General features: G+C 57.0%; 17 protein-coding genes. 11 read left to right on the top strand and 6 right to left on the bottom strand.

All coding sequences use genetic code 11. From position 1 onward, the window contains the following. Positions 1-154: 154 nt before the first annotated feature. The 3 genes from KI231_RS13595 to KI231_RS13585 all read left to right on the top strand — a co-directional run bounded on the left by KI231_RS13595 (position 155) and on the right by KI231_RS13585 (position 4,595). Positions 155-1,210, top strand: coding sequence for a tetratricopeptide repeat protein (locus KI231_RS13595; protein ID WP_213028574.1), 1,056 nt, complete (start codon positions 155-157; stop codon positions 1,208-1,210). Positions 1,211-1,425: 215 nt separating this feature from the next. Beyond that, a complete protein-coding gene (locus tag KI231_RS13590; protein WP_103304980.1) occupies positions 1,426-2,928 on the top strand; it encodes an ATPase domain-containing protein in 1,503 nt (500 codons plus the stop codon). Next, a complete protein-coding gene (locus tag KI231_RS13585; protein WP_213028573.1) occupies positions 2,925-4,595 on the top strand; it encodes an ATP-binding protein in 1,671 nt (556 codons plus the stop codon). Before KI231_RS13590 ends, KI231_RS13585 begins: the two co-directional genes overlap by 4 nt. A gap of 120 nt (positions 4,596-4,715) precedes the next feature. On the opposite strand, the gene KI231_RS13580 is transcribed toward KI231_RS13585, so the two are convergent. From KI231_RS13580 to KI231_RS13560, 5 genes are read right to left on the bottom strand one after another with little or no spacing between them, the layout of a single operon-like run. Continuing rightward, on the bottom strand, positions 4,716-5,093 hold the full coding sequence (locus KI231_RS13580; protein WP_103304982.1) for a response regulator: 378 nt from the start codon (positions 5,091-5,093) through the stop codon (positions 4,716-4,718). Between the two features lie 44 nt (positions 5,094-5,137). Beyond that, complete coding sequence (locus KI231_RS13575) at positions 5,138-6,352, bottom strand: hybrid sensor histidine kinase/response regulator (protein ID WP_103304983.1); 1,215 nt, start codon at positions 6,350-6,352, stop codon at positions 5,138-5,140. Then, a complete protein-coding gene (locus KI231_RS13570; protein ID WP_213028572.1) occupies positions 6,346-6,939 on the bottom strand; it encodes a chemotaxis protein CheB in 594 nt (197 codons plus the stop codon). The genes KI231_RS13575 and KI231_RS13570 overlap by 7 nt, the downstream gene beginning before the upstream one ends. Then, positions 6,936-7,769 (bottom strand): CheR family methyltransferase, encoded by an 834-nt coding sequence (locus tag KI231_RS13565; RefSeq protein WP_103304985.1) that lies wholly within the window; start codon positions 7,767-7,769, stop codon positions 6,936-6,938. The genes KI231_RS13570 and KI231_RS13565 overlap by 4 nt, the downstream gene beginning before the upstream one ends. Beyond that, positions 7,769-11,266: a response regulator gene (locus KI231_RS13560; protein WP_213028571.1), complete on the bottom strand. Its 3,498-nt coding sequence runs from the start codon at positions 11,264-11,266 to the stop codon at positions 7,769-7,771. The genes KI231_RS13565 and KI231_RS13560 overlap by 1 nt, the downstream gene beginning before the upstream one ends. A 264-nt stretch (positions 11,267-11,530) precedes the next feature. Here KI231_RS13560 and KI231_RS13555 point away from each other — a divergent pair, with 264 nt between their 5' ends. Further along, on the top strand, positions 11,531-11,890 hold the full coding sequence (locus tag KI231_RS13555; RefSeq protein ID WP_213028784.1) for a response regulator: 360 nt from the start codon (positions 11,531-11,533) through the stop codon (positions 11,888-11,890). A 54-nt stretch (positions 11,891-11,944) separates the two neighbouring features. On the opposite strand, the gene KI231_RS13550 is transcribed toward KI231_RS13555, so the two are convergent. Further along, on the bottom strand, positions 11,945-12,214 hold the full coding sequence (locus tag KI231_RS13550) for a hypothetical protein (protein ID WP_213028570.1): 270 nt from the start codon (positions 12,212-12,214) through the stop codon (positions 11,945-11,947). A gap of 605 nt (positions 12,215-12,819) precedes the next feature. Between KI231_RS13550 and KI231_RS13545 the strand changes: the two genes are divergently transcribed. From KI231_RS13545 to KI231_RS13515, 7 genes are all read left to right on the top strand, one after another. Then, positions 12,820-16,710 carry a hypothetical protein gene (locus tag KI231_RS13545; protein WP_213028569.1) on the top strand — a complete coding sequence of 1,297 codons (3,891 nt, stop codon included), beginning with the start codon at positions 12,820-12,822 and terminating at the stop codon, positions 16,708-16,710. A 102-nt stretch (positions 16,711-16,812) separates the two neighbouring features. Next, the gene (locus tag KI231_RS13540; RefSeq protein ID WP_213028568.1) at positions 16,813-18,105 is read left to right on the top strand and encodes a glycosyltransferase; all 1,293 of its coding nucleotides are present in this window, start codon (positions 16,813-16,815) and stop codon (positions 18,103-18,105) included. A gap of 122 nt (positions 18,106-18,227) precedes the next feature. Then, entirely contained in the window at positions 18,228-19,115 is an 888-nt protein-coding gene (locus KI231_RS13535; RefSeq protein WP_213028567.1) for a phosphatidylinositol-specific phospholipase C domain-containing protein, read from the top strand. 91 nt (positions 19,116-19,206) lie between these two features. After that, positions 19,207-20,109 carry an AraC family transcriptional regulator gene (locus tag KI231_RS13530; RefSeq protein WP_103304993.1) on the top strand — a complete coding sequence of 301 codons (903 nt, stop codon included), beginning with the start codon at positions 19,207-19,209 and terminating at the stop codon, positions 20,107-20,109. Positions 20,110-20,456: 347 nt separating this feature from the next. Continuing rightward, positions 20,457-21,767: an ABC transporter substrate-binding protein gene (locus KI231_RS13525; protein WP_213028566.1), complete on the top strand. Its 1,311-nt coding sequence runs from the start codon at positions 20,457-20,459 to the stop codon at positions 21,765-21,767. A gap of 173 nt (positions 21,768-21,940) precedes the next feature. Continuing rightward, the gene (locus KI231_RS13520; RefSeq protein WP_103304995.1) at positions 21,941-22,867 is read left to right on the top strand and encodes a carbohydrate ABC transporter permease; all 927 of its coding nucleotides are present in this window, start codon (positions 21,941-21,943) and stop codon (positions 22,865-22,867) included. A gap of 8 nt (positions 22,868-22,875) precedes the next feature. Further along, positions 22,876-23,706 carry a carbohydrate ABC transporter permease gene (locus KI231_RS13515; RefSeq protein ID WP_003225143.1) on the top strand — a complete coding sequence of 277 codons (831 nt, stop codon included), beginning with the start codon at positions 22,876-22,878 and terminating at the stop codon, positions 23,704-23,706. Positions 23,707-23,818 lie beyond the last annotated feature (112 nt).

The following is a 23,818-nucleotide window of genomic DNA, read 5'->3' as shown; positions in this document are numbered from 1 at the left end:
GACTCCTGCAAGCGTAGACACTGCTGCGAAAGCCTGACGGGTTACGCAGTCGACAGGACTTGTAGGGCGATTCGCATGCTCAGGGTTTGACTCACGGTCCGAGCTGACCGAAGCTTGCCGCTCTGCTCAAGTACACCTGTTTTCGGAAACCTGCATGCCTCAGTCTCGCCGCTATCTGCTTATCAGCCTTGGTCTTGTGCTTATTGTCGTCGTGGCATGGCTGTCTCTGCGCAGTACCACACCGGTCATTCCCGACGCGATAAAGCATGGCTACAGCGAAGCGCTGGGCGCCGCGCGGACCGGGCAGCCCGGTGCCGCGCGGCAGTTGTATCAACAGCTGGGGCGTCCGGACCTGTCGGTCAAGCGCCGCGTCTGGCTTCACGGCGAGCTGCCGAATTACCCAAGTCCGCTGGCGTTGAAACTCGCCGACGCCGACCTGCAGAACGAAGCGCCCGAAGTGCGGCTGGCAGCGATCAAAAGTGTGGTGGGGCTGGTGCCGGGCGGACAACGCAGCCTGCTGTTGGGGCCGATGCTCGAAGATGAGGATCAGACCGTTCGTTTTGCGGCAATCAACGCCCTGCTCGGCTTGAGCCCGGACGAGCTGGGGCTGTATTTCGGACCGCTGCAACAAGCGATCGATGGCTGGGAGCAAGCACTTAAGGACCAACCGGAAAGCGCCGCGACTTACGCCCAACTGGCGCGTCTTTATATCCACAACGCCGAGTTGAAACAGGCGCAGCAGGCACTGGACAACACACTGCGCCTGGAACCGGGCAACTTGCAGGCGCTGGTGATGCAGATCGATGTGCTCGACCGCCAGGGCCAGAATGATGCGGCCCGGCAGTTGCTCGCCCAACAGCTTAAAGCCCAACCTGACTCGGCGTATCTGCAACATGCCCTCGGCCTGTGGCTGTTGCACCACGGCCAGCGTGAGTACGCCCTGCTCGGCTTGTCCAAAGCGGTCGAACTGGAGCCTGACAACAAGGATTACCGCTACGACCTCGCCACCACTCTGCACAGTGCAGAGGAACTCGAGGCGGCGCAGAAGCAACTGCAGGAAATCGTCCAGCGCCACCCGGCCGATCGCAAGGCGCGGGTGTTGCTGATCAACTATTGGAAAGAAAGCGGTCAGTTGCAGAACGTGCAGATTCTGCTGGCTCAGCTGGAGCAGTTGAATCCGGATGATCCGGCGTTGCAGCAGGGTCTCTGAATCGGATAGATGTGACCTGTGGCGAGGTGATTTATCCCCGATGGAGCGCGAAGCGGCCCCTCCTCAGCCAAGGACCTGCTTCGCAGGCCAGCGAGGATAAATCCCCTCGCCAGCAAGAAAAAGTGGAACTGCCATCACTGCAACGGGTCAAGTAAATCAGGTCGCCGCCAATTCAGTCGGCGGCCTCGCTTCCCCTAGTCATGAGAGGGCATTTTTTGTCTACATCTAACGAGTTGATCAGTGCGAAAGCCGCTACCGGCATTGTGGGTCTGGATGACATCCTGGCCGGTGGCTTGTCTCGCGGTCATGTTTTCTTGCTGGAGGGCGAACCCGGAACCGGCAAAACCACGGCCGCTTTGCATTTTCTTCTGGCCGGCGCGAAGGCCGGCGAGCGCTCGTTGTACATCACGCTATCGGAAACCGAGCGTGAACTGCGCCAAGGCGCGCTGTCCCATGGCTGGGAGCTTGACGACAACATCAAGATCTTCGAACTGACGCCGCCGGAGAGCCTGCTCAATGCCGAGCATCAGCAGAGCCTGCTGTACTCCTCCGACCTCGAACTGGGCGAAGCCACCAAGCAGATATTCGAAGCGGTCGAACGCTTCAAGCCAACCCGGGTGGTGCTCGACAGCCTGTCGGAGATCCGCCTGCTCGCGCAAAGCTCCTTGCGTTATCGTCGGCAGATCCTCGCCATCAAGCATTACTTCGTGCGCTATAACGCCACGGTTCTGCTGCTCGATGACCTGACCACCGAATCCCTCGATAAAACCGTGCACAGTGTTGCCCACGGGGTGATTCGGCTTGAAGAACTCACACCCAACTACGGCGCCGAGCGTCGACGCGTGCGGGTGGTCAAGTACCGTGGGCAAAAGTACCGCGGCGGGTATCACGACTTCACCATCATGGGCGATGGTGTCCATGTCTTTCCACGGCTGGTGGCCGCGGAACATCGCGGCGATTACCCGCGTTTGCAATTGACTAGCGGCATCAAGGAGTTGGACTCGCTGCTGGGCGGTGGGATCGAAACCGGCTCCAGCACGCTGATTCTCGGCCCTGCCGGTACCGGTAAATCGCTGATCTCGATGATCTTCGCCGCCGCCGCAGTGGCACGCGGCGAAAAAGCCGCCCTGTTCATCTTCGACGAAGAACTGGAACTGCTCTTCGAACGGATGAGAAACATCGGCATCGACCTCAAGGCCCTGCGCGCCACCGGCAATCTGCTGATCGAGCAAGTGGACGCCGCCGAGCTTTCACCGGGCGAGTTTTCCCACCGAGTGCGCCGCTGCGTCGATGACGGCGAGATCAAAACTGTGGTCATCGACAGCATCAATGGCTATCAGGCCGCGATGCCGGAAGAAAACGCCCTCGTGCTGCACATGCACGAACTGTTGCTGTACCTGAACCGCAAAGGCGCAGCCACCTTCATGACGGTGGCCCAGCACGGTCTGGTCGGCGACATGCAAGCGCCGGTCGATATCACTTACTTGGCTGACACGGTGATTCTGTTGCGTTACTTCGAAGCCATCGGCAAGGTCCGCCGCGCCATTTCCATCATCAAGAAACGCACCGGCAGCCACGAATCGACCATTCGCGAATACCGTATCTCGAAGCAAGGCATGACCATCGGCGAGCCGCTGGAAGCCTTTCAGGGTGTGCTTCGTGGCGTACCGACCTATCTCGGCGCGAGCAAACCGCTGTTGCAGGAAGGGAGCTCGTGACCGTTTCTGTACCGCTGGCCGAGCGCGCGCTGATTCTGGCGCCGATGGGTCGCGACAGCCAGATTGCGCTGATGATTCTCAACGAGGCGGGTTACGGCGGCCTGATTACCCCGGACCTTGCCACGCTGTGTGCGCAGCTGGAGCCCGGCGCCGGGCTGTTGCTGATCGCCGCCGAAGCGTTGCGCGGCCCGGAGCTGGAGGCGTTGTTCCTGCACCTGGAACAACAGCCGGCGTGGTCGGACCTGCCGATTGTTGTGCTCACTCATCATGGCGGACAGGAACAAGGGCCGTCCTCGCGCCTCAGCGATCTGTTGGGCAATGTCACGTTTCTTGAGCGCCCGTTTCATCCGGCGACCCTGATCAGTCTGGTGTCCGCTGCCCTGCGCGGTCGACGACGACAGTACGAAGCCCGCGATCGCCTGATCGACCTGAGCGAAAGCGAACGACGCCTGCAATCAACGCTGGAAACCCTCGAGCAGCAGGTCGAAGAGCGCACCGCACAGTTACGGCACAACGAAGAAGCGTTGCGTCAGTCGCAGAAAATGGAAGCGGTCGGCCAGCTCACCGGCGGCATCGCCCACGACTTCAACAACATGCTCACCGGCATCATCGGTAGCCTTGAACTGCTGCGCCGGCGTCTGGCCCGAGGACGCACTGAAGACCTCGACAGCCTGATCGATCTGGGCGTGACCTCGGCTAACCGCGCCGCCGGCCTGACTCATCGTCTGCTGGCGTTTTCCCGGCGGCAGTCGCTCGATTCCAAAGCCGTGCAGATGAATACCCTGGTGCTGTCGATGGGCGAGCTGTTGCAGCGCAGCCTCAACGAAAGCATTCAACTGGACATGCGTCTGGACGAAAAACTCTGGGTCGCCGAGGCGGATCCCAACCAACTGGAAAGTGCCCTGCTCAACCTGGTGATCAACGCCCGAGACGCCATGCCCGAGGGCGGCCGTTTGGTGGTGGAGACCAGTAATCAGGTGCTAGACCGTGACTTCACCGAGGCTTACCCCAACCTCGAGCCCGGTGATTATGTGATGTTGAGTGTCACCGACAACGGCAGCGGCATGCCGCAAAGTGTGATCAGCCGAGCGTTCGATCCGTTTTTCACCACCAAACCAATCGGCCAGGGCACCGGGCTGGGCCTGTCGATGATCTACGGCTTCAGTAAACAGTCGCGCGGCCACGTGTCGATTGACAGCGAGATCGATCAAGGCACGACGGTCAAACTCTATCTGCCGCGTTTCCGTGGCGAAGAACTGGAGCAACCGACCAGCAATTGCGAGCAAGCCCCGCAAGCCATCCATGGCGAAACCGTACTGATCGTCGAAGACGATCCGGCCGTGCGCTTGCTGGTCAGTTCGGTGCTGAGTGAATTGGGTTATGCGTTTGTCGAGGCCGGAGATGCCGATGGCGCCGTGCCGATTCTCAACTCGGCGCAGCGCATTGATCTGCTGATCAGCGACGTCGGCTTGCCGGGCATGAACGGTCGGCAACTCGCGGAGATCGGTCGGCAATACCGGCCTGGCTTGAAGGTGTTGTTCATCACAGGGTATGCCGAACATGCGGCGGTGCGTGGCGGCTTCCTCGACTCGGGGATGCAGATGATCACCAAACCGTTCACCTTCGATCTACTCACCGCCAAGGTGCGGGAGATGATCCGCGGCTGACCCCGCAAAAAACCTGTAGGAGCTGTCGGAGGCTGCGATCTTTTGATCTTGTTTTTAAGATCAAAAGATCGCAGCCTCCGACAGCTCCTACAGGGAGATATTCAGGTCAGGCGCTGTAAATCAGGCCAACAGTTCTTGAATCTTTTCCTGCAACACGTCCAGGTCGAACGGCTTTTCCAGAATCGGCGCCTTGCGCGTGATCGGGCTGCCGGTTTCGCGGATTTCCTGCGGGTAACCGCTGATGAATATCACCTTGAGATCCGGTCGCAGCTTCACGGCAGGTTCGGCGATCTGTACGCCAGAGATGCCGCCGGGCAAACGGAAGTCGGTGATCAACATGTCCAGATGTGGCTTGCTCGCGAGAATTTCGAATGCCTGCTCGCCGTTTTCGGCCTGCAGCACACGATAGCCCTGGCCTGACAGATAGTCCGTCAGGATCATCAAGATAACCGGTTCGTCCTCGACGACGAGTACTACATCTTGTGCATCTACGCTCATGGGAAGCCTTTGTTCGGTCAATAGCTGCTGATACGACCGTGTGGTCACTCAGAGGTTGCGTCGGATTTGCCGTTTTCCTCGATCGGCAGACAAACGCGAAACAGGGCGCCCTCGTTGATTTGACTCTCGACGACGATAGAACCGCCATGGGCGGCGACGATCTGCTCGGAAATGAACAGACCCAACCCGAGCCCGGCGACTACCGTCTTGGCGGAAACCCGTTCGAATTGTTGAAAAATGCGTTTCTGGTTCTCTTCGCTGATGCCGATGCCATGATCCTGAACCTCGACCCGCGCCTGATTGCCCTGACGGTAGACGCGGACTTGAATCGGGCTTCTGCCGCCGTAACGCAGGGCGTTGGTCAGCAGGTTGGAGATCACCTGTTCGATGCGGAATTCATCCCAGCAACCCTCCACCGGACTCTCGGCTTCGAACGTGACGGTGGTTTCCGCCACTTCGATCTGCTGCGCGAAGTTTTGCAGCAGGTTACTGACCAACTGCACCAGATCAAAACGGTTCGGCCGGATCGACAGCTTGCCGGTGCGAATCCGCGAGACGTCGAGCATATCTTCGATCAGGCGGATCAGGCTTTTGATCTGGCGCTCGTCGCGATCAACCATGGCGTGCATCTTGTCCAGGGTAAACGCAGCGGCGTTGTCCCGCGCCAGGTGCATCTTGCGCAATTGCGTTTCGAGTATCAGGCCATTGAGCGGCGTGCGCACTTCGTGAGCGACGATTGACATGAAGTCATCGCGCATCCGCACTGCCTGCTCGAGTTCCGACTGCGTCCTCTGCAACTGCTGCAGCAGCGCTTCCTGCTCGCGGCGCGCCTGCTCCAGCGCTTCGACCTGTTGCTTCATGGCCTTGCTCTGGCGATACAGATCAACGAAGACGTTGACCTTGCTCTTGACCGCATGGATATCCAGCGGTTTGTGCAGAAAGTCCACCGCCCCGCTCTCGTAGCCCTTGAACGCGTAGTTCAGTTCACGGCCGGCAGCGCTGACAAAAATGATCGGGATGTTCTTGGTTTTTTCGGTACCGCGCATCAACTCCGCCAGTTCGAAGCCGTTCATGCCGGGCATCTGCACGTCAAGAATGGCCATGGCGAATTCGTGTTGCAGCAGCAGCGACAGTGCTTCGTCCGCCGACAGCGCCTTGTAGACGGTGCGGTCTTCGCGTTTGATCAGCGCTTCGAGCGCCAGCAGGTTCTCGGGCAGATCGTCGACGATCAGCAGTTTTGCCTGGATATTACTCAGCATGCGATTCGTTCCAGCTCGACAAGCAGACGGCCGATGCCGTGAATGGGTAAGACATGATCCGGCTGCTGGATTTTCAGCGCAGCCAGAGGCATGGTGGCGACCTGGGCGTCGTCGGGATCCTGCACGATGGTCAGCCCGCCGTGGCGTTTGACCTTGGCCAGCCCGCGCGCGCCATCGTGATTGGCGCCGGTCAGTAACACAGCGGCCAACCCGGGGCCGTAGACGTCGGCGGCGGACTCAAAAAGATAGTCAATCGATGGCCGGGAATGATGGACGCGTTCCTCAAGGCTCAAGGACAGGCTGCGATCCTGTTCCACCGACAAGTGATAACCGGGTGTGGCGAAATACACCGTGCCCGCTTCGATATCCTGCTTGTCCGTGGCCTCTGCCACCGGCAGCAGCAGACGCCGGGAGAACACCTCGGCCAGATGACTGCGGCGCTCTTCCGGCAGGTGCAGGACGATGATGATCGGCAGCACGAATCCACGTCGTAATGACCCAAGCATGTTCATCAATGCCTCGACGCCACCGGCGGAAGCACCGACCACAATAGCCTCGATTCGAGGCAGATCCGCTGTATCGTTCATGATTTGCGGTAGATCCGTTCCTGTTTCACCAGCGCTTCGAACTGGTTGGCATAACTGGAAAAATCCAGCGTCTCTTTGCTGCCAAGCACTAGAAAACCACGATGACACAGCGACTCGTGAAACAGCCCGAACGCTCGATCCTGCAGTTTCTTGTTGAAATAGATCAGCACGTTGCGACAGGAAATCAACTGGGTTTCAGAGAACACACTGTCGGTGGCCAGACTGTGATCGGCGAACGTCACGTTCTCGCACAGGCTCTTGTCGAAAATCGCGTAACCATAAGCGGCCGTGTAGTAGTCGGCAAATGAACGCTGACCACCGGCCTGCTGGTAGTTGGCGGTGTAGGCACGGACGTTTTCCATCGAGAAAATCCCCTGCTTGGCCTTGTCCAGCGAGCGCGGGTTGATGTCAGTGGCGTAAATAATCGTGCGATCGAGCAGGCCCTCTTCGCGCAGCAGAATCGCCATCGAATAGACCTCCTCGCCCGTGCTGCACCCGGCGATCCAGATCTTGATCGACGGATAGGTTCTGAGCAGCGGCACCACTTCCCTGCGAATGGCAAGAAAGTGCGACGGATCGCGAAACATCTCACTGACCGGGATCGTCAGCAATTGCAGCAGCTGCATGAACGCGGTCGGGTCATGCAGGACTTTTTCCTGCAAGGCCGAAATGGTCGCGCACTCGAACTGGTTCAACGCGTGCAGTACTCGACGCTTGATCGAAGCGCCGGAGTAATCGCGGAAGTCGTAGCTGTACTTGAGGTAAATGGCCTCGATCAACAGCCGCAATTCGATCTCGCTGTTCCGTTCCACTGAATCACTGCACTCCACTAAATACGTTCCATCTTCGGTAACCACACGCGAATCAGCGAGAACAGGCGATCCAGATCGATGGGCTTGGCCAGGTAATCGTTGGCGCCCGCTTGCAGGCAGCGCTCCTGATCGTCCTTCATGGCTTTGGCCGTAACCGCAATGATCGGCAGTTTGCGCCAGCGCGGATCCTTGCGGATTTCAATGGTGGCTTCGAAACCATCCATTTCCGGCATCATCACGTCCATCAGCACCAGGTCGATGTCCTCGACTTCATTCAATTTATCAATCGCCTCACGGCCGTTACGACCGATCACCACGACTGCGCCTTTGGTTTCCAGCGCGCTGGTCAGGGCGAAGATGTTGCGCACATCGTCGTCCACCAGCAGAACTTTGCGCCCCTCAAAGACCTTGTCGCGACTGCGCGCGGTCTTGAGCATCTTCTGCCGCTCATGGGACAACTGCGATTCGACTTTGTGCAAAAAGAGTGTCACTTCATCAAGCAGGCGTTCCGGCGAGCGCGCACCCTTGATGATGATCGAGCGCGAATACTTGCGCAGATCGGCCTCTTCATCGCGGGTCAGGTTACGACCGGTGTAAACGATCACCGGCGGGAACGAGCAGATGTCTTCAGTGGACATGCGCTTGAGCAATTCGTTGCCGAGCATGTCCGGCAACTTCAGGTCGATGACCATGCAATCGAAAATCGTCGTGCGCAGCAGATCCAGCGCGTCTTGCGCCAGGCCCACGGCGGTGATTTCGATGTCTTCGTCGCCGATCAGCCGTGCGATGCTTTCGCGCTGCAAATCGTCGTCTTCCACCAACAGCACGCGTTTGACCTTCTGGGTCAGCTTCGCTTCAAGACGGGCAAACACGTCCTTGAGCTCTTCGCGGGTGGTCGGTTTGACCGCATAGCCGATGGCGCCCATGTGCATCGCCGCTTCGACCCGATCCTCGACCGAAATCACGTGCACCGGGATGTGCCGGGTTTCGGCGTGTTCTTTCAGGCGTTGCAGCACAGTCAGGCCGGAGTGGTCCGGCAGGCGCATGTCGAGCAGGATTGCGTCCGGCACGAACTCGCGCGCCAGGTCATACCCCTCGTCCGCACCGTGCGCAACCAGGCACTGATAGCCGAGTTCATGCGCCAAATCGTAGAGGATGTGCGCAAAGTTCGGCTCGTCTTCCACCACCAGAATGCAGCGGGTGGCAAACGGCGCCTTGTCACGGTCATCGGCAAAGCGCGGGATGTGCACCGGCGCCAGAGGTGAAACCGAAATCGCCGGCGCAGCGGCCGCCGTCACGATCTGCGCCGGCGGGGTGAAGGTCAGCGGTGCCGTCGACACTTCAGATGTTTCACTGTACTGCTGAGGCAATACCAGCGTGAACACACTGCCCTGCCCCGGTGCGCTGCTGACGCTGATCGAACCGCCCAGCAACGTCGCCAGATCCCGCGAGATGGACAGGCCCAGGCCAGTGCCGCCGTATTTGCGGTTGGTGGTGCCGTCGGCCTGACGGAAGGCTTCGAAAATGCTTTCCTGCTGATCCGCGGCAATGCCAATACCCGAATCGCGCACGATAAAGGCAATGCGCTGGTTCGGCTGGCCGCTGATGGTCAGGCTGACTGTACCCTGCTCGGTAAACTTCACGGCGTTGGACAACAGATTTTTGATCACCTGTTCAAGACGCTGGCGGTCGGTAAACAGGGTGACCGGTGCGTCCGGGAGCAGATCGACGCTGAAGGTCAGGCGCTTGTCGGCCGCCAGCGGTTCGAACACGCTGCGCAGACCATCGGCCAGACGCGCGACGCTGGTGTTTTCCGGGATCACCTCGAGCTTGCCGGCCTCAACCTTGGAAATGTCGAGGATGTCATTGATCAGGTTCAGCAGATCGTTGCCGGCGGAGTAGATCGACTCGGCGAACTTGACCTGCTCGGCGCTGAGATTGTCTTGCGGGTTTTCCGCGAGCAACTTGGCCAGAATCAACGAACTGTTCAACGGCGTGCGCAGTTCGTGGGACATGTTGGCGAGGAATTCGGATTTGTACTTGCTCGAACGCTGCAGCTCTTCGGCGCGTTCTTCAAGTTGCACCTGGGCCTGATTCAGCTCGGTGTTCTTCTGGTCCATTGCATCGCGCTGCTCGGCCAGAGTCTGCGCCTGTTCGGCGAGTTGCTCGTTGGTCTGTTCCAGTTCGACTTGCTGGGTTTCCAGATGCGCCTGGGATTCCTTGAGGATCCGCGACTGCTCTTCCAACTCTTCGTTGGCGGTTTTCAGTTCTTCCTGTTGCACCTGCAACTCTTCGTTGAGCTGCTGGGTTTCAGCGAGCACTTCCTGCAAACGCTGACGGTAGCGTGCGGCTTCGATAGACGTGCCGACGTTGCTGGCAATCAGTTCCAGCAACTCGACGTCGCGGTCGTTGAGCGGACGCAAGAAGCCCAGTTCGATCACGCCGTTGACCCGGTCGTCATCGGTAGTCGGCACCACCATCACGCTGCGCGGCAGGCCTTCGCCCAGACCGGAGCTGACTTTGAAGTAATCGCCTGGCACCGAATCCAGTCGAGTCAGCCGCGCCTGTTGCGCCACCTGACCGACAATGCCCTCGCCGCTGTAAATCAATTGATCCTGTTCTTCCTGCTCGCGCGCGAAGCCATATGTAGCCACGCGCTTGAGGCCGCCGTGCTCTTCACGGACATACAGCGCCGCCACGGCCGTGCCGAGGTACTGCGCGCAGAACTGCAGAATGTTGCGCCCCAACAGATTGAGCGTGAGTTGCCCCAGCACCTGCTCGGCCAGTTCGGTCTGACCATTACGCAACCACGCCTGACGCTCCAGACGCTCGGCACTGGCCTGCTGCGCCGCCAGTGTGGCGCCGTAGCTGTCAGACAGATTGACCAGATCACGCCGGCCGATGTACGCCAGCAGCCCACTGATACCGGCCACGAACAACAGATAAAGGGTGATGCTCCAGATCGTGGTGCGGCGCACTTCTTCGTTGCGCGTGGTGCGCAACTGCTGCTCCATGTCGATCACGTCTTCGAACTGTTTGCGAATCTCGTCGGTCAGGCGTTTGCCGCGCCCGGCCTTGACCGCCGCTTTATAGTCGCCACTGGAACGCTGCAGATCGATCATCGACTGCGCATAGTTCGCCCATTCGGTTTGCAGGGCTTGCAAACGACGCAGACGATCGGTCTGCACCGGGTTGTCGGCGGTCAGTTCGAGCAAGGTATTGAGCGCCACATTGATGCGGGGCTTGGCCGTTTCGTACGGATCGAGGAAGTGCTCGTCGCCGCTGAGCAGAAAACCGCGCATGCCGGTTTCCAGGTCCACGGTGAGCTTCACCGCTTCGTTGGCGTTATTGATCACCCGGTCGGTGTGTTCAACCCACTGGATGACCGACAGCAGATAAGTGATCAGCGAAACGAAGAAGACGGCACTGAGCACACCAACGCCCAGGGGCAGGCTGATGTTGCGACTCAGGATTTTACGAAACCGTTGCTCATCAACCGAAGACGGAGAGGACATGGGGCAGCCTTGTCGAACTGTTGAAAACCCGAGAGTTTGCCCCAAAACAGCCGCGCGGATCCATTTTTCTCACAACTTTGGACGCAAATTCCTACATTTGCCTGCGCCCTTGGACCCGCCAACAGTTATCCTTGCGCGCCCATTTGCAGCTAATCTTTTTTGTGTCCTGCCGGGAACTTGTGGCTATGCGCCACTTACTCATGCAGGAGCCCGGCATTTTTGATCGACCGGCGCCCCAAAATTCCATCCTTGAGAGCTTTTATTATGTCCGCCACCGCTTCCACCATCCTTGTCGTAGAAGACGATGACATCGTGCGCATGCTGATCGTCGATGTGCTGGAGGAATTGGAATTTACAGTGCTGGAGGCGGATGGCAGCGAGCAGGCGCTGGAAATTCTCGAAGATCCGGAGAAGCACATTGATCTGATGATGACCGATGTCGGCTTGCCGGGGATGGATGGCCGTGAACTGGCTAACGAAGCACGCAAGCTGCGCCCTGCTCTGCCGATTCTGTTTGCCAGCGGTTATGCGGAAAGTCTTGATGTGCCAGAAGGCATGCACATTATCGGCAAACCCTTTTCGATTGACCAATTGAGGGACAAGGTCCAAAGCATTCTGGACTGAAAAACGACGCTGCCGGTTTGGTTCCTGAACGCCTTTGAAGCCTCTCTGTTGCGTTTATCCGAGGTACCAGAATGAACGCCCCTTCTGGTTGCTCAAGTCTTTACCATTCATGCAATCGAGCTTGGCTTTTTGCCGCTCTCTAAAGTCGATAATGTCATCGACTGACCCTTTCGCTGGCTCTGATTGGGCCGGCGTTTGGCCAGAATCCTGAGCAGCCGCGCTATGCTCCGGGGCACTTACCGATTCGTTACCGAAATCGAGGCTGGAGAATAATTCACCACTGTCCAGTGGCTGGCGGGTAAACCCCTTCTCGAAGATGATCAACGGATCACGCCTGTCTCGCCGAAAGACAAATCCCTGATAAACGAAGCCTTTTTCCGGGCCTGACAATCGTACTGCGTGGCTATTCGTGGCGGGAGATCGGCGTCGCTTGCAACACACTTGCCGCGTGCATCGTGACCGGCGGGAAACTCAAATTCAGCACTGTTTTCACTGAGAAAGAAAAGAATGTCTCGGTCTAAACTGCTTCGCCCGATAAAAACAACATTATCGACATTTAAGTCCGGGTAACTGTGCAAGTTCACCAAACGGGGCGAAATTCGGATTTTGATAATTCGATATTCCTAAAACCTCCTGCACATGAGTAAAAATGCAAGTCGCATGATTGCATTCCAGGCCAGAGGCAAACTATCAAACTCGCAACCAACGCAATAACTTAGTTGTTAGCATCTGCTACTTGCGCACATAACACCAAACATCTAAGCCACCTCCTGCAACAACAAACAAACCGTAAAGAATTCGGACTTCCAACGCACTTACTCGCTCTCTACTCTGAGGTTGCTCGCTATTACACGTTAATGCTGATCAGCATCTCGTACTAACGGCCAGAAGTAAGCAATTCCACCCACTCAATGCAGGATGCACAATTAATGAAACCCACCTTTGCTACTGACACTGCTTCCAACACCGACATAGCTGACCAGTACGAAAAAAATCTGGTCATTCAGTCACTCAACAAATTAATTAAAGATCGCACCAGCACCGTTGCTGTTGCCGATGTAGTTGTCAGTGGAATATCCGATACGCCCCTGGTAGAACTGAAAGACCGGTTTATCCCGCGAGTGACAGGCAGTGCTTTCGATGAAGTGTGTGATCCTGCACGCACTGCCCTGCAAAAAATGGTCGCAAGCCCAGCGTTCGCCAGGCTCCTCAAACAAGAGGCCCTTCCCGCCGACGTGCAGATTTGCGTCGATGAAAAAGCGTGCGTGTTCGCGCTCGTCGCGACTACTCAGGTTCAGTTGTTCATAGAGTTTGAACCCACGTTGGCCGAGGAACTGGCCATGCTGGGCGAGTTCGCCGGCATTACCGGTGGCCATATTTATTCGGGCGATCACTTCAGCGTGGAACAATGGTTGCGCTTTGAAGATTTCATACTTCCGACCACCGTCGCCGACATCCACAATCTGATCGCTTATCTGTCCTTCAAGCTTCCGGAAAGTCCCGCACTGGGTGACTTTCAGGAATTGCTGGACGCCCATGAAGACTCCCCGTTTCATCTGTCGGACAATGTGCGACAGATCATCAAGGATGTAACTCGGGACATAACCCAGGGTCAAACCAGTCTTCTGCAAAAACTTGCCTTTCTTAATTTCAATCTGATTCCAGCGTCTGAAAAACGCGAACACTCGGAAAAATTTTTAACAAGTTGCCTGAGAAGTAAAACCGCCAAAGCGCTGGGCCGAGCCATTCATGAACGGCTTGAATGGCATCTCGATCTCGATGATGCACAGCTGGGCGACGAGCAGCTCATGCACATGGCAGCCGTCGCGCTGGCGCTCGATCTGGGCGCCAGCGATCAACCGGTGATCGCCGGTTATGACGTATACCGGCCAGCCAATGCGCCGCTGAACGCGGCGCAGGTTCGGGAGGAACTGGAAGCGCATTTGGTTACCCACGCACTGATCGAAGAAAACGTCGCGCCGCTGGCTGCCCATCTGTTGCTGGCGAAAGTGGCGCCGGAGTTGCTGGTGCAGGGCGCGCCCCTGGACTTGACGCTGGATAAACCGGGTTGGGTCCTGATCGCACAAACGGTAGCGATGCTCGAACACGTCGCGCCAGGCACATCGCGCGTGATGGATTATGCGCAGATCAAGGCATTCTCCGACCTGGCGCCGGTGACGTACGAACAGAATGAATTGCAGGAAATCACTGGCGTCATCCCCGTCATCAACTGGGCTGTGCTCAACGGCGTCATTGCCTATCAGGTTGGCAGAGACTATGGCAGCGCTTCGCTGACCAAGGCGTCGTCTTATTTCAACCGTTATATGGATGCATTGCGCCAATCTGAAACAGGCCTGCTGGCCGCGCCGCCTGACCGACGCAAACTCGGACTCCAGTCACTGAAAAAGGTGATGCCAGAGGGCAATTACCTGGAGCACAAGTCGCTGCAGTTCACCTTCAACGGCTCGCGCACGGAAACCAATTTTCTGGATGCTTTGAGGTATTCATCCCCGACCGGTGTGCTCGCTGATTTATACAATCTCGCCGCCAATGCGGCCGATCTCAATGAATATTCGTTGTCCGAGCTTTTGCGCCTGCGTCTCTCTGTGCTCGATTTGTACCTTTCCGGCGACCTGGTTGAAGAAGGACGCCTCACCAGCAGATTCAAGCTCAAGAGTGGCTTCCAACCTCCAGCCAATGCGTTTGCCCGCCTGGCTGAGCTGGAGAACGCCGACACGTTGTACGATCAAGCCTTCGACATGTATTACACGGGTGTTCAGGAAGGTCTTGCAGCCGTGATCAAAATGGCCATCTGCTGCCTGCCGAAAGACGATCGGGACGCGCTGATGAATGGATACATTTCGCTCTACACCGTTCGCACATCAACGCTGCGAAAAATCTCCGGCAACCTCCTCAATCTGGAAGCGGAGAAAGAGTCGCAATTGCAGCGTGATGCCGAGAAAGGCCGTTACGGGCTCCTTCTCTGTCGCCAATACAACGGCGAGACCCGCTGTTATGAAATGTTCACCATGCGTGGTTTGTGTCGTGAACGTCCGGATCTGGCGAACAAACTGCAAAGCAGTGAAGTCATCAATGGTTTTCCCACTAAAGCCTATGTTGGCTCCAAACATGACCTTCAGCTCAGAATCGAAGCACAGGACTGGCCGCTGGACTTCGCGGCATACAGAGACGGCAGCGAACCACGAAGTGGCCAGTCGTCCAGCGTTGTGGTGGAAAAACTCTGGCATTTCCACACGAGCACCGAGAACCTGCATCCCGTTTCGCTGTTTTTCTCCCCTTCGCTGGAAAAGCTCACCAAGTCGATCATGTCCAGCCATCCGGTGGCAACTCGTGACGAACTTTATGCTGCCTTCAAGCCCCAGACAGATCTGGAACACATGCGTATCCGTCGGGACCTGACACAAATCAATTTCGCCAATGTCGCCGTGCCGTTTTTCAAGTGTGTCAACGATATTCGATCGGGCGAGGAGCACCGGGTACGCGAGGGTATTGGCGGTTGCATTGTCGATGGTCTGTCAGTCCTTGGGCTGGTAGTCGGCCTCAGCGTGGCCTCGGCAAAAGTCATCGCCGCAACGGCTTCGAACACATTGAGGGTTTTGGGCGTTGCCAAGGCAACCGTGCGTGCTGCGTTGGCCTTCATAAACCCGATTGATGGCCTGCCGAAACTGGCGCGCAAGGGCTATCGGCTGGCCCATCGCAACTTGGTATTACTGGGGGAAAACAGTGCAAGCACGGTCGAATCGGTCGCTCGACAGCTCAGAAAACTTACCGGTCATACGGACGCTCGAGATCTGGTCAAAGCCCTGCAACGCTCCGACCTCCAGCATGGCAGCTGGCGCGCGGCCGAGAATGCCGGGGATGTCGTAGACCTCGCAGTAATCAAACGCCACCAATCGATTCATGTCTTCCACAAGAGCGTGGGCGGAGCCTGGGGACCGGCGCTGAAGAACGTGCAACTGCTGCCATACCGGGTGCATAGACTTTTTGGAAAGCTCAAGCCCACCGCCTACACCCGGCACTATGTGGGGAAGGCACTTGCCCCTGCCAAGAGCAGACTGGATACAGCGATCAAACTCTTGGAAAGCGCAGACGACAACACGCGTCTGGTCGTCAAATACATGCTGGGCGAAGGCTCAGACGATGCCATCAGGTACTTGTTAAAATCGCTACGCACAATGCGTAGCGAACTGGATGCCATTTCCGTTGCCAATATGTCTTTCCGGCACGTCGGCCCGAATGCATTGGCAGCGATATCCACACATGACTACAAAAAATTGAAGGCCGCCAAAAAGAGCGGCCTCCTAGTCAGCGATTCCATGAAAAGGTTTATAAAAATCTACCCGAAACACCTCGATGCCTACTATAAAAAAGAAAAATATGCAGTCTCGAAAATCGCTGACGTTTTGATTCATGAAATGTCCCACGGCAGTAGCGGCACACTGGATCTGTTCTACGCAAAAGAAGGGGATAAACTAACGGATGTAGCCGTCCTGGTAGATCTCGCGAGAAAGCCGGACATGGTCCATCCAGCCCTCTCCCACCTTCACAGGACCTATGAGGCTACTGAACTGGCTCAGTTAAATAATTTTGATGCAGTCCGTCATAGTTTGGCGAAAATTATTCAGGACAATCCCGCCCTCTACAACGCCAACAGCATAGAAGTCACCGTTTCGCTGCTGAATCAGAGAACAACAGATCCTGCGAAGTTTGCATCGAACATCACACTCGTACAAAAAACAGTGGACGAATATAACCCGAGTGCCTTCATCTCCAAGCTCGAGATCGATCTCTCCGTGTAATGGATGCTTCTGCAGGCTGAGTCCGCCCACCTTCAACGGCCGCTGTGGTTTAATTGCGGCCGTTTTTTGTTCCCCCTCGCCTGCTGCAAAGGATTTCTGTTCATGTCTCAGCCAGTCACCACCAAAGTTCTGGTCATCGGATACGTTTGGCCCGAGCCCCAATCCTCGGCGGCCAGCGGGCATGTCATGCAGATCCTCGACACCTTCTTGCAGCAGGGTTGGGACATTACCTTCAGCAGCCCCGCCGGCCCGGGTGAGCACAAGGCTGACCTGAGCGCGCTGGGCATTCGCGAAGTGCCCATTGAACTCAACAACAGCAGTTTCGACGTATTCATCAGCGAACTGGCCCCGGATATCGTGCTGTTCGATCAGTTCATGATGGAGGAGCAGTTCGGCTGGCGTGTCGAGAAGTACTGCCCCGATGCCTTGCGGGTACTGGAAACCTCCGATCTGCAAAGCCTGCGTCACGCCCGCCATCAACGCCTCAAGGATCACCTGAAAGCCAGTCCCGATCAGGACGACTTCAGCGCTTTGTTCGCCCCGGCACTGCGCGAAGAGTTTGAACTGATGGCCGACACCGACCTGGCCAAACGGGAAATCGCCGCGCTGTACCGCTGTGACTTGAATCTGATGATCTCCGAGGTGGAAATCGAGCTGCTCGTCGAGCAATTCGGCTTGCCGCGCCAGTTGCTGCATTGGTGCCCGCTGATGATTGCCCCTCCCACCACTGCCACAAAAGCATTCGAGGAGCGGGCGCATTTCCTCAGCATCGGTAACTTCCGCCATGCGCCAAACTGGGACGCAGTGCTGTGGATGAAATCCACGATCTGGCCGTTGATTCGCCAGCAACTTCCTCAGGCACAACTGCACATTTATGGCGCCTACACCCCGCCGAAAGCCACGGCGCTGCACAACGCGGCGCAGGGTTTTCATGTGATGAACTGGGCAGAAGATGCGTTGCAGGTCATGTCCGATGCGCGCATTTGCCTGGCACCGTTGCGATTCGGCGCGGGCATCAAAGGCAAGCTGGTTGACGCGATGCTGTGCGGTACGCCGAGTGTCACGACACCGATTGGCGCTGAGGGCATGCACGGCGATCTGCCCTGGCCCGGAGCTGTCACGCACACGGCGACGGAGTTCGCAAACCAAGCCGTTCAGCTTTATAAGGACAAGGCACGTTGGCAAGCGGCGCAAAAGGCAGGAGACCATTTGCTCGGGGAACGTTACCAACACATCGTCCATGGCCCGGCTCTTATTGAAAAACTGCGCTATTGCCAAGAGCATTTAACAGTACTTAGAAACAATAACTTTACTGGCAGCATGCTGCGTCACCACATGCATAAAAGCACTCAGTACATGTCTCAATGGATTGAGGCAAAAAATCGCACCTTATAACTCAACCCAGCAAAATAATAACTACACAACTTGCATCAGAACAAACATTGGCCACACAACGCCAAGCTTGTATAAACATCCTGCGCGCACACTTACAACAACTTTAATGCAGGATTAATTATATGAGCGATTTCAAACCCGATTACATCCCTCTGCACGAATGGATGACGATACCGCAATTCGACAACTTGTCTCTGTACGAAATGACCTTGCCAGGCACGCATAATGCGGGTTGTGACTGGCAAGCTTCCTACGCGCCTACCGTTAAAAACTGGGTAGCCTGCCAGGATATTTCCTTCTACTCACAACTCTATCGTGGCTCCCGAGTTCTGGATGTCCGACTGAGTTATCGAGGCTCCGCCCAAGGATTCAATCGCTTTCGCTTTCAACACAATGGATATCTCTCCTCGCGAACCCTTGAAGACCTCATACGCGATCTGAAAACGTTTCTTGTGGAGCGCCCCGGCGAATTCATCATTCTGGACTTTCACAAACTGGACAAAGGCGACGGTGATTTTAACTTCACCGAGTTCAGTGACCTGATGCTGCAACATCTCGGTGAGCGGATGATTCCTACCGCCAACCGGTACATGACACTTGGGCAACTCAGGCAAGCAAGTCCTCTGCAAAGAATCCTCGTAGCAGGAAGCTTGCCTTATAACTCGGGAAACCGTTTTTTTCATTCATCGATAGGTCACAAGTGGATCAACCAAAAAGTGGTTTCCACGACCGCTCTGCATAAATACATAACACAGGTCATGAGCGAACCTATGAGTAGAGACCGCCTGTGGTCGCTATCGGCTACAAGTTTTACCGTGGGAGGTCCGCAACGCATTCTCGAAGATCTGGACGTATGGTTCGACCCTGCCAAAACGAACTGGGCTAAAAAGTGCAACATCATCAATTTCGACTTTATTAAAGACTCGAAGATCGTGCTTTTCTGCCATGCCGCCAATGTTGAGAAAGCCAAAGAGAAATCGCTGTTAACAGCTCGCGCGCAGACTGTTTGATCGCTCTCCACAGATGACTGTCACAGCGAACTGGCATCAGTCATGGCAAACGAGGCATGATCGTCCAGCGATAACAAAAAAGCGCTCAGCCATGACTCGAACCGCACGCGTGACCGACCCTTCCTACGAATTGATGGATGACCACAACGGGTTGTCCATCATCTACCGCCAGCACGGTTTCCCCTGCCCGCTGGTGCGCTGGCATTTCCACAAGGAATACGAGCTGCACCTGATCGTCGCCAGTTCCGGCAAAGTGTTCATCGGTGACTACATCGGCAACTTCTACCCTGAAACCCTGTTTCTGACCGGTCCGAACCTGCCGCACAACTGGATCAGTCAGGTGGCCGAAGACGAAGTGGTGGAAAAACGCGACATGCTCGTCAATTTCACCGATGAACTGTTCGAGAGCGGTCACCAGATATTCGCCGAACTGAAAACGCTGGCGCCGTTGCTGGAACGGGCGCAGTACGGCATCGAATTCCGCTGCAAACAGACAATCCGCGAGGCCATGACGCTGATGCAGCGAATCGCCGACACCCGTGGCATCACCCGGCTCGGACACTTTTTCATTCTGATGGAGTTGCTTGCGGCCAGTGACGACTATCAGTTGCTGTCCGGTGCCACCACCCCGCAACTGGCCGATGAGCACAATATCGATCGCACCAACCGCGCCGTCGATTACATCTTCAGCCACTACGCCCGGGATATTTCGCTGGAGGAAGTTGCCGAGCACCTGGGCATGACGCCAACCTATTTCAGCCGTGTATTCAAACAAGCCACAGGGCGCAATTTCATCGAGTTCGTCAATCGCTTGCGCATCAGCAAATCCTGCGAGTTGCTGGCGGACGGCGATAAACCGGTGACCGATGTGTGCTTTGAGTCAGGCTTCAACAATATTTCCAACTTCAATCGGCGGTTTCAGCAGCTCAAGGGCATGACGCCTTCGCACTATCGGCGGCTCGCGGTGCAGCGCCTGACTGAACAGAACGTCTGAAATCCCGCCCCCCTGTGGGAGCTGGCTTGCCAGCGATGAGGCCAGCACAACCAACCTCTGCGTCGACTGATCCAACGCCATCGCTGGCAAGCCAGCTCCCACAGGTTTTGACCTTGCTTTGCGTCGAAAACCTGTACGTATCCGATACCCTCCGTTCGCTGCAACCCCCTACCCTGCGTTCGCCCGCACCAACACCAGTGCAAAAAAGTATCAGTCGAAGTGCTACGGATGATTTGTCAGCCCGGCAATTGAAGGCTGTAATCGGTGCACATTCTTCCTGCATTCGGAAGACACAAAAACAATAACCGTCCTTCTGCCACCCGCCGGGTGCAGAAAAGGAGTGCACGATGCAACCCACTGCAAAAGCTCTGCTTGCCCTCACCTGCATGACCCTCAGCAGCGTCAGCCTTGGCGCCCAGACCCTGACCATCGCCACCGTCAACAACAGCGACATGATCCGCATGCAAAAACTCTCGAAAACCTTCGAGACCGAGCACCCGGACATCAAGCTCAATTGGGTGGTACTGGAAGAAAACGTCCTGCGCCAGCGTCTGACCACCGATATTGCCACTCAGGGCGGCCAGTTCGACGTGTTGACCATCGGCATGTACGAAGCAGCACTGTGGGGCGCCAAGGGCTGGCTCGAACCGATGAAGGATCTGCCAGCCAGTTACGCCCTCGATGACGTGTTCCCGTCGGTGCGCGAAGGCCTTTCGGTCAAGGGCTCGCTGTATGCCCTGCCGTTCTACGCCGAAAGCTCGATCACTTATTACCGCACCGACCTGTTCAAGGACGCCGGCCTGACCATGCCGGAACGTCCGACCTGGGAAGAGATCGCCGGGTTCGCCGAAAAACTCACCAACAAGGATAAAGAGCAGTACGGGATCTGCCTGCGTGGCAAGGCCGGTTGGGGCGAGAACATGGCGCTGATCACCACCGTCGCCAATGCCTATGGCGCGCGCTGGTTCGATGAAAAATGGCAGCCGGAATTCAGCGGCCCCGAGTGGAAAAATGCACTGAATTTCTACGTCGACACCATGAAGAAATCCGGCCCGCCCGGTGCGTCCAGCAACGGTTTCAACGAAAACCTTGCGCTATTCAACAGCGGCAAGTGCGCGATCTGGGTCGACGCCAGCGTTGCCGGTTCGTTCGTCACCGACAAGACCCAGAGCAAGGTTGCCGATCACGTTGGTTTCACCTTCGCGCCGCATCAGGTTACTGACAAAGGTTCGGCGTGGCTGTATTCGTGGGCGCTGGCGATTCCGACCAGTTCCAAGGCCAAAGACGCGGCGAAAACGTTCAGCGCCTGGGCCACCTCCAGGGAATACGGCGAGCTGGTGGCCAAAACCGACGGCATCGCCAACGTACCGCCGGGCACTCGCGCCTCGACCTACAGCGACGCCTACATGAGCGCCGCGCCGTTTGCCAAGGTGACGCTGGAGTCGTTGAAAGCGGCGGACCCGAGCAAACCGACGTTGAAACCGGTGCCTTACATCGGCATACAACTGGTGACCATTCCTGAGTTCCAGGGCGTCGGCACCCAGGTCGGCAAGCTGTTCTCGGCAGCGCTGATTGGCCAGACCACGGTGGACCAGGCCCTGGCAGCAGCCCAGCAAACCACTGAACGCGAGATGAAGCGCGCCGGTTATCCCAAGTAAACGCCACTAAACCTGTGGGAGCTGGCTTGCCAGCGATGAGGCCGGCACATTCAAAATTGATGTCGACTGTTCAATCGCCATCGCTGGCAAGCCAGCTCCCACAGGGTTCGCGTCGATGTCAGGAAGGGTTTCTCTCCTGAGCATGTATCTGCACCCAACTGGTTGTGATCACCATGAATACTTCAACTGCCAAAGCCCACATCGACCTGTCGCAACCTGCGCGCAAAATCCGCGTACGCAATCCCGGCTGGTTTCTGGTCAGCCCTTCGGTGGCCCTGTTGCTGCTGTGGATGATCGTGCCGCTGGGCATGACCATTTACTTCTCGATGATTCGTTACAACCTGCTCGACCCGGGCGTGAACGAATTCGTCGGGCTGGAGAACTTTACTTACTTTTTGACCGACTCGGGCTTCCTGCCCGGTGCCACCAACACCCTGCTGCTGGTTGGCAGCGTGTTGCTGATCAGCGTGGTGTTCGGTGTGCTGATCAGTGCGTTGCTGGAGGCCAGCGAGTTCCTCGGTCGCGGCATCGTGCGGGTCATGTTGATCTCGCCGTTTTTCATCATGCCCACGGTCGGCGCGCTGATCTGGAAGAACCTGATCTTCCACCCGGTGTCCGGGATTCTCGCCTACCTCTGGAAGCTGTTCGGCGCGCAACCGGTGGACTGGCTGGCGCACTACCCGCTGCTGTCGATCATCATCATTGTTTCGTGGCAATGGCTGCCCTTCGCCATCCTGATCCTGATGACTGCCATGCAGTCCCTCGACCAGGAACAAAAGGAAGCCGCCCGCCTCGACGGCGCCGGCCCGATAGCGATTTTCTGGCACCTGACCCTGCCGCATCTGGCCCGGCCAATCGCGGTGGTGGTGATGATTGAGACGATCTTCCTGCTGTCGGTGTTCGCCGAGATTTTCACTACCACCAATGGCGGCCCCGGCTACGCCTCGACCAACCTCGCCTACCTGATCTATAACCAGGCGCTGGTGCAGTTCGACGTCGGCATGGCCTCGGCGGGCGGCTTGATTGCCGTGGTCATCGCCAACATCGCCGCGATCATTCTGGTGCGGATGATCGGCAAAAACCTGACTGACAAAGCCTGAGGCCTGCCATGACTCTTCAACAATCCCGCCGGCTGCAAAGCCTGTTGCTCGGCACCCTGGCCTGGGCCATCGCGATCGTGATTTTCTTCCCGATCTTCTGGATGGTGATGACCAGTTTCAAGACCGAAATCGATGCGTTCGCCACGCCGCCGCAGTTCATCTTCACGCCGACGCTGGAGAACTATCTGCACATCAATGAGCGCAGCGACTACTTCAGTTTTGCCTGGAACTCTGTGGTGATTTCCTTCAGCGCCACCGCGCTGTGCCTGCTGATCGCAGTGCCGGCGGCATATTCGATGGCGTTCTACGAAACCCAGCGCACCAAAGGTACCCTGCTGTGGATGCTCTCCACCAAGATGCTGCCGCCGGTGGGCGTGCTGATGCCGATCTACCTGCTGGCGAAGAGTTTCGGCCTGCTCGACACGCGCATCGCGCTGATCGTGATCTACACGCTGATCAACCTGCCGATCGTGGTCTGGATGATTTACACCTACTTCAAGGACATCCCCAAAGACATCCTCGAAGCCGCTCGCCTCGACGGCGCCACGTTGTGGCAGGAAATGGTTCGGGTGCTGCTGCCCATCGCCAAGGGCGGCCTCGCCTCGACGGTATTGCTGTCGCTGATCCTGTGCTGGAACGAGGCCTTCTGGTCGCTGAACCTGACCTCATCGAAAGCCGCACCACTGACCGCGCTGATCGCATCGTATTCAAGTCCCGAAGGATTGTTCTGGGCCAAGTTGTCGGCGGTCTCGACCCTGGCGTGTGCGCCGATCCTGATCTTCGGCTGGATCAGCCAGAAGCAACTGGTGCGCGGCCTGTCGTTTGGCGCTGTGAAATGAACATGCCGAACCTAATGCGATTCCCTGTACGAGCGAGCCTGCTCGCGAAAGCGGAGTGTCATTCAACGATGAAGGCGACTGGCACGGCCCCTTCGCGGGCAGGCTCGCTCCC

The organism is Pseudomonas sp. Seg1 (assembly GCF_018326005.1).
GTDB lineage: Bacteria > Pseudomonadota > Gammaproteobacteria > Pseudomonadales > Pseudomonadaceae > Aquipseudomonas.
Note: the sequence above shows the minus strand (reverse complement) of the source record. Positions and strands in the feature narration are given on the sequence as shown.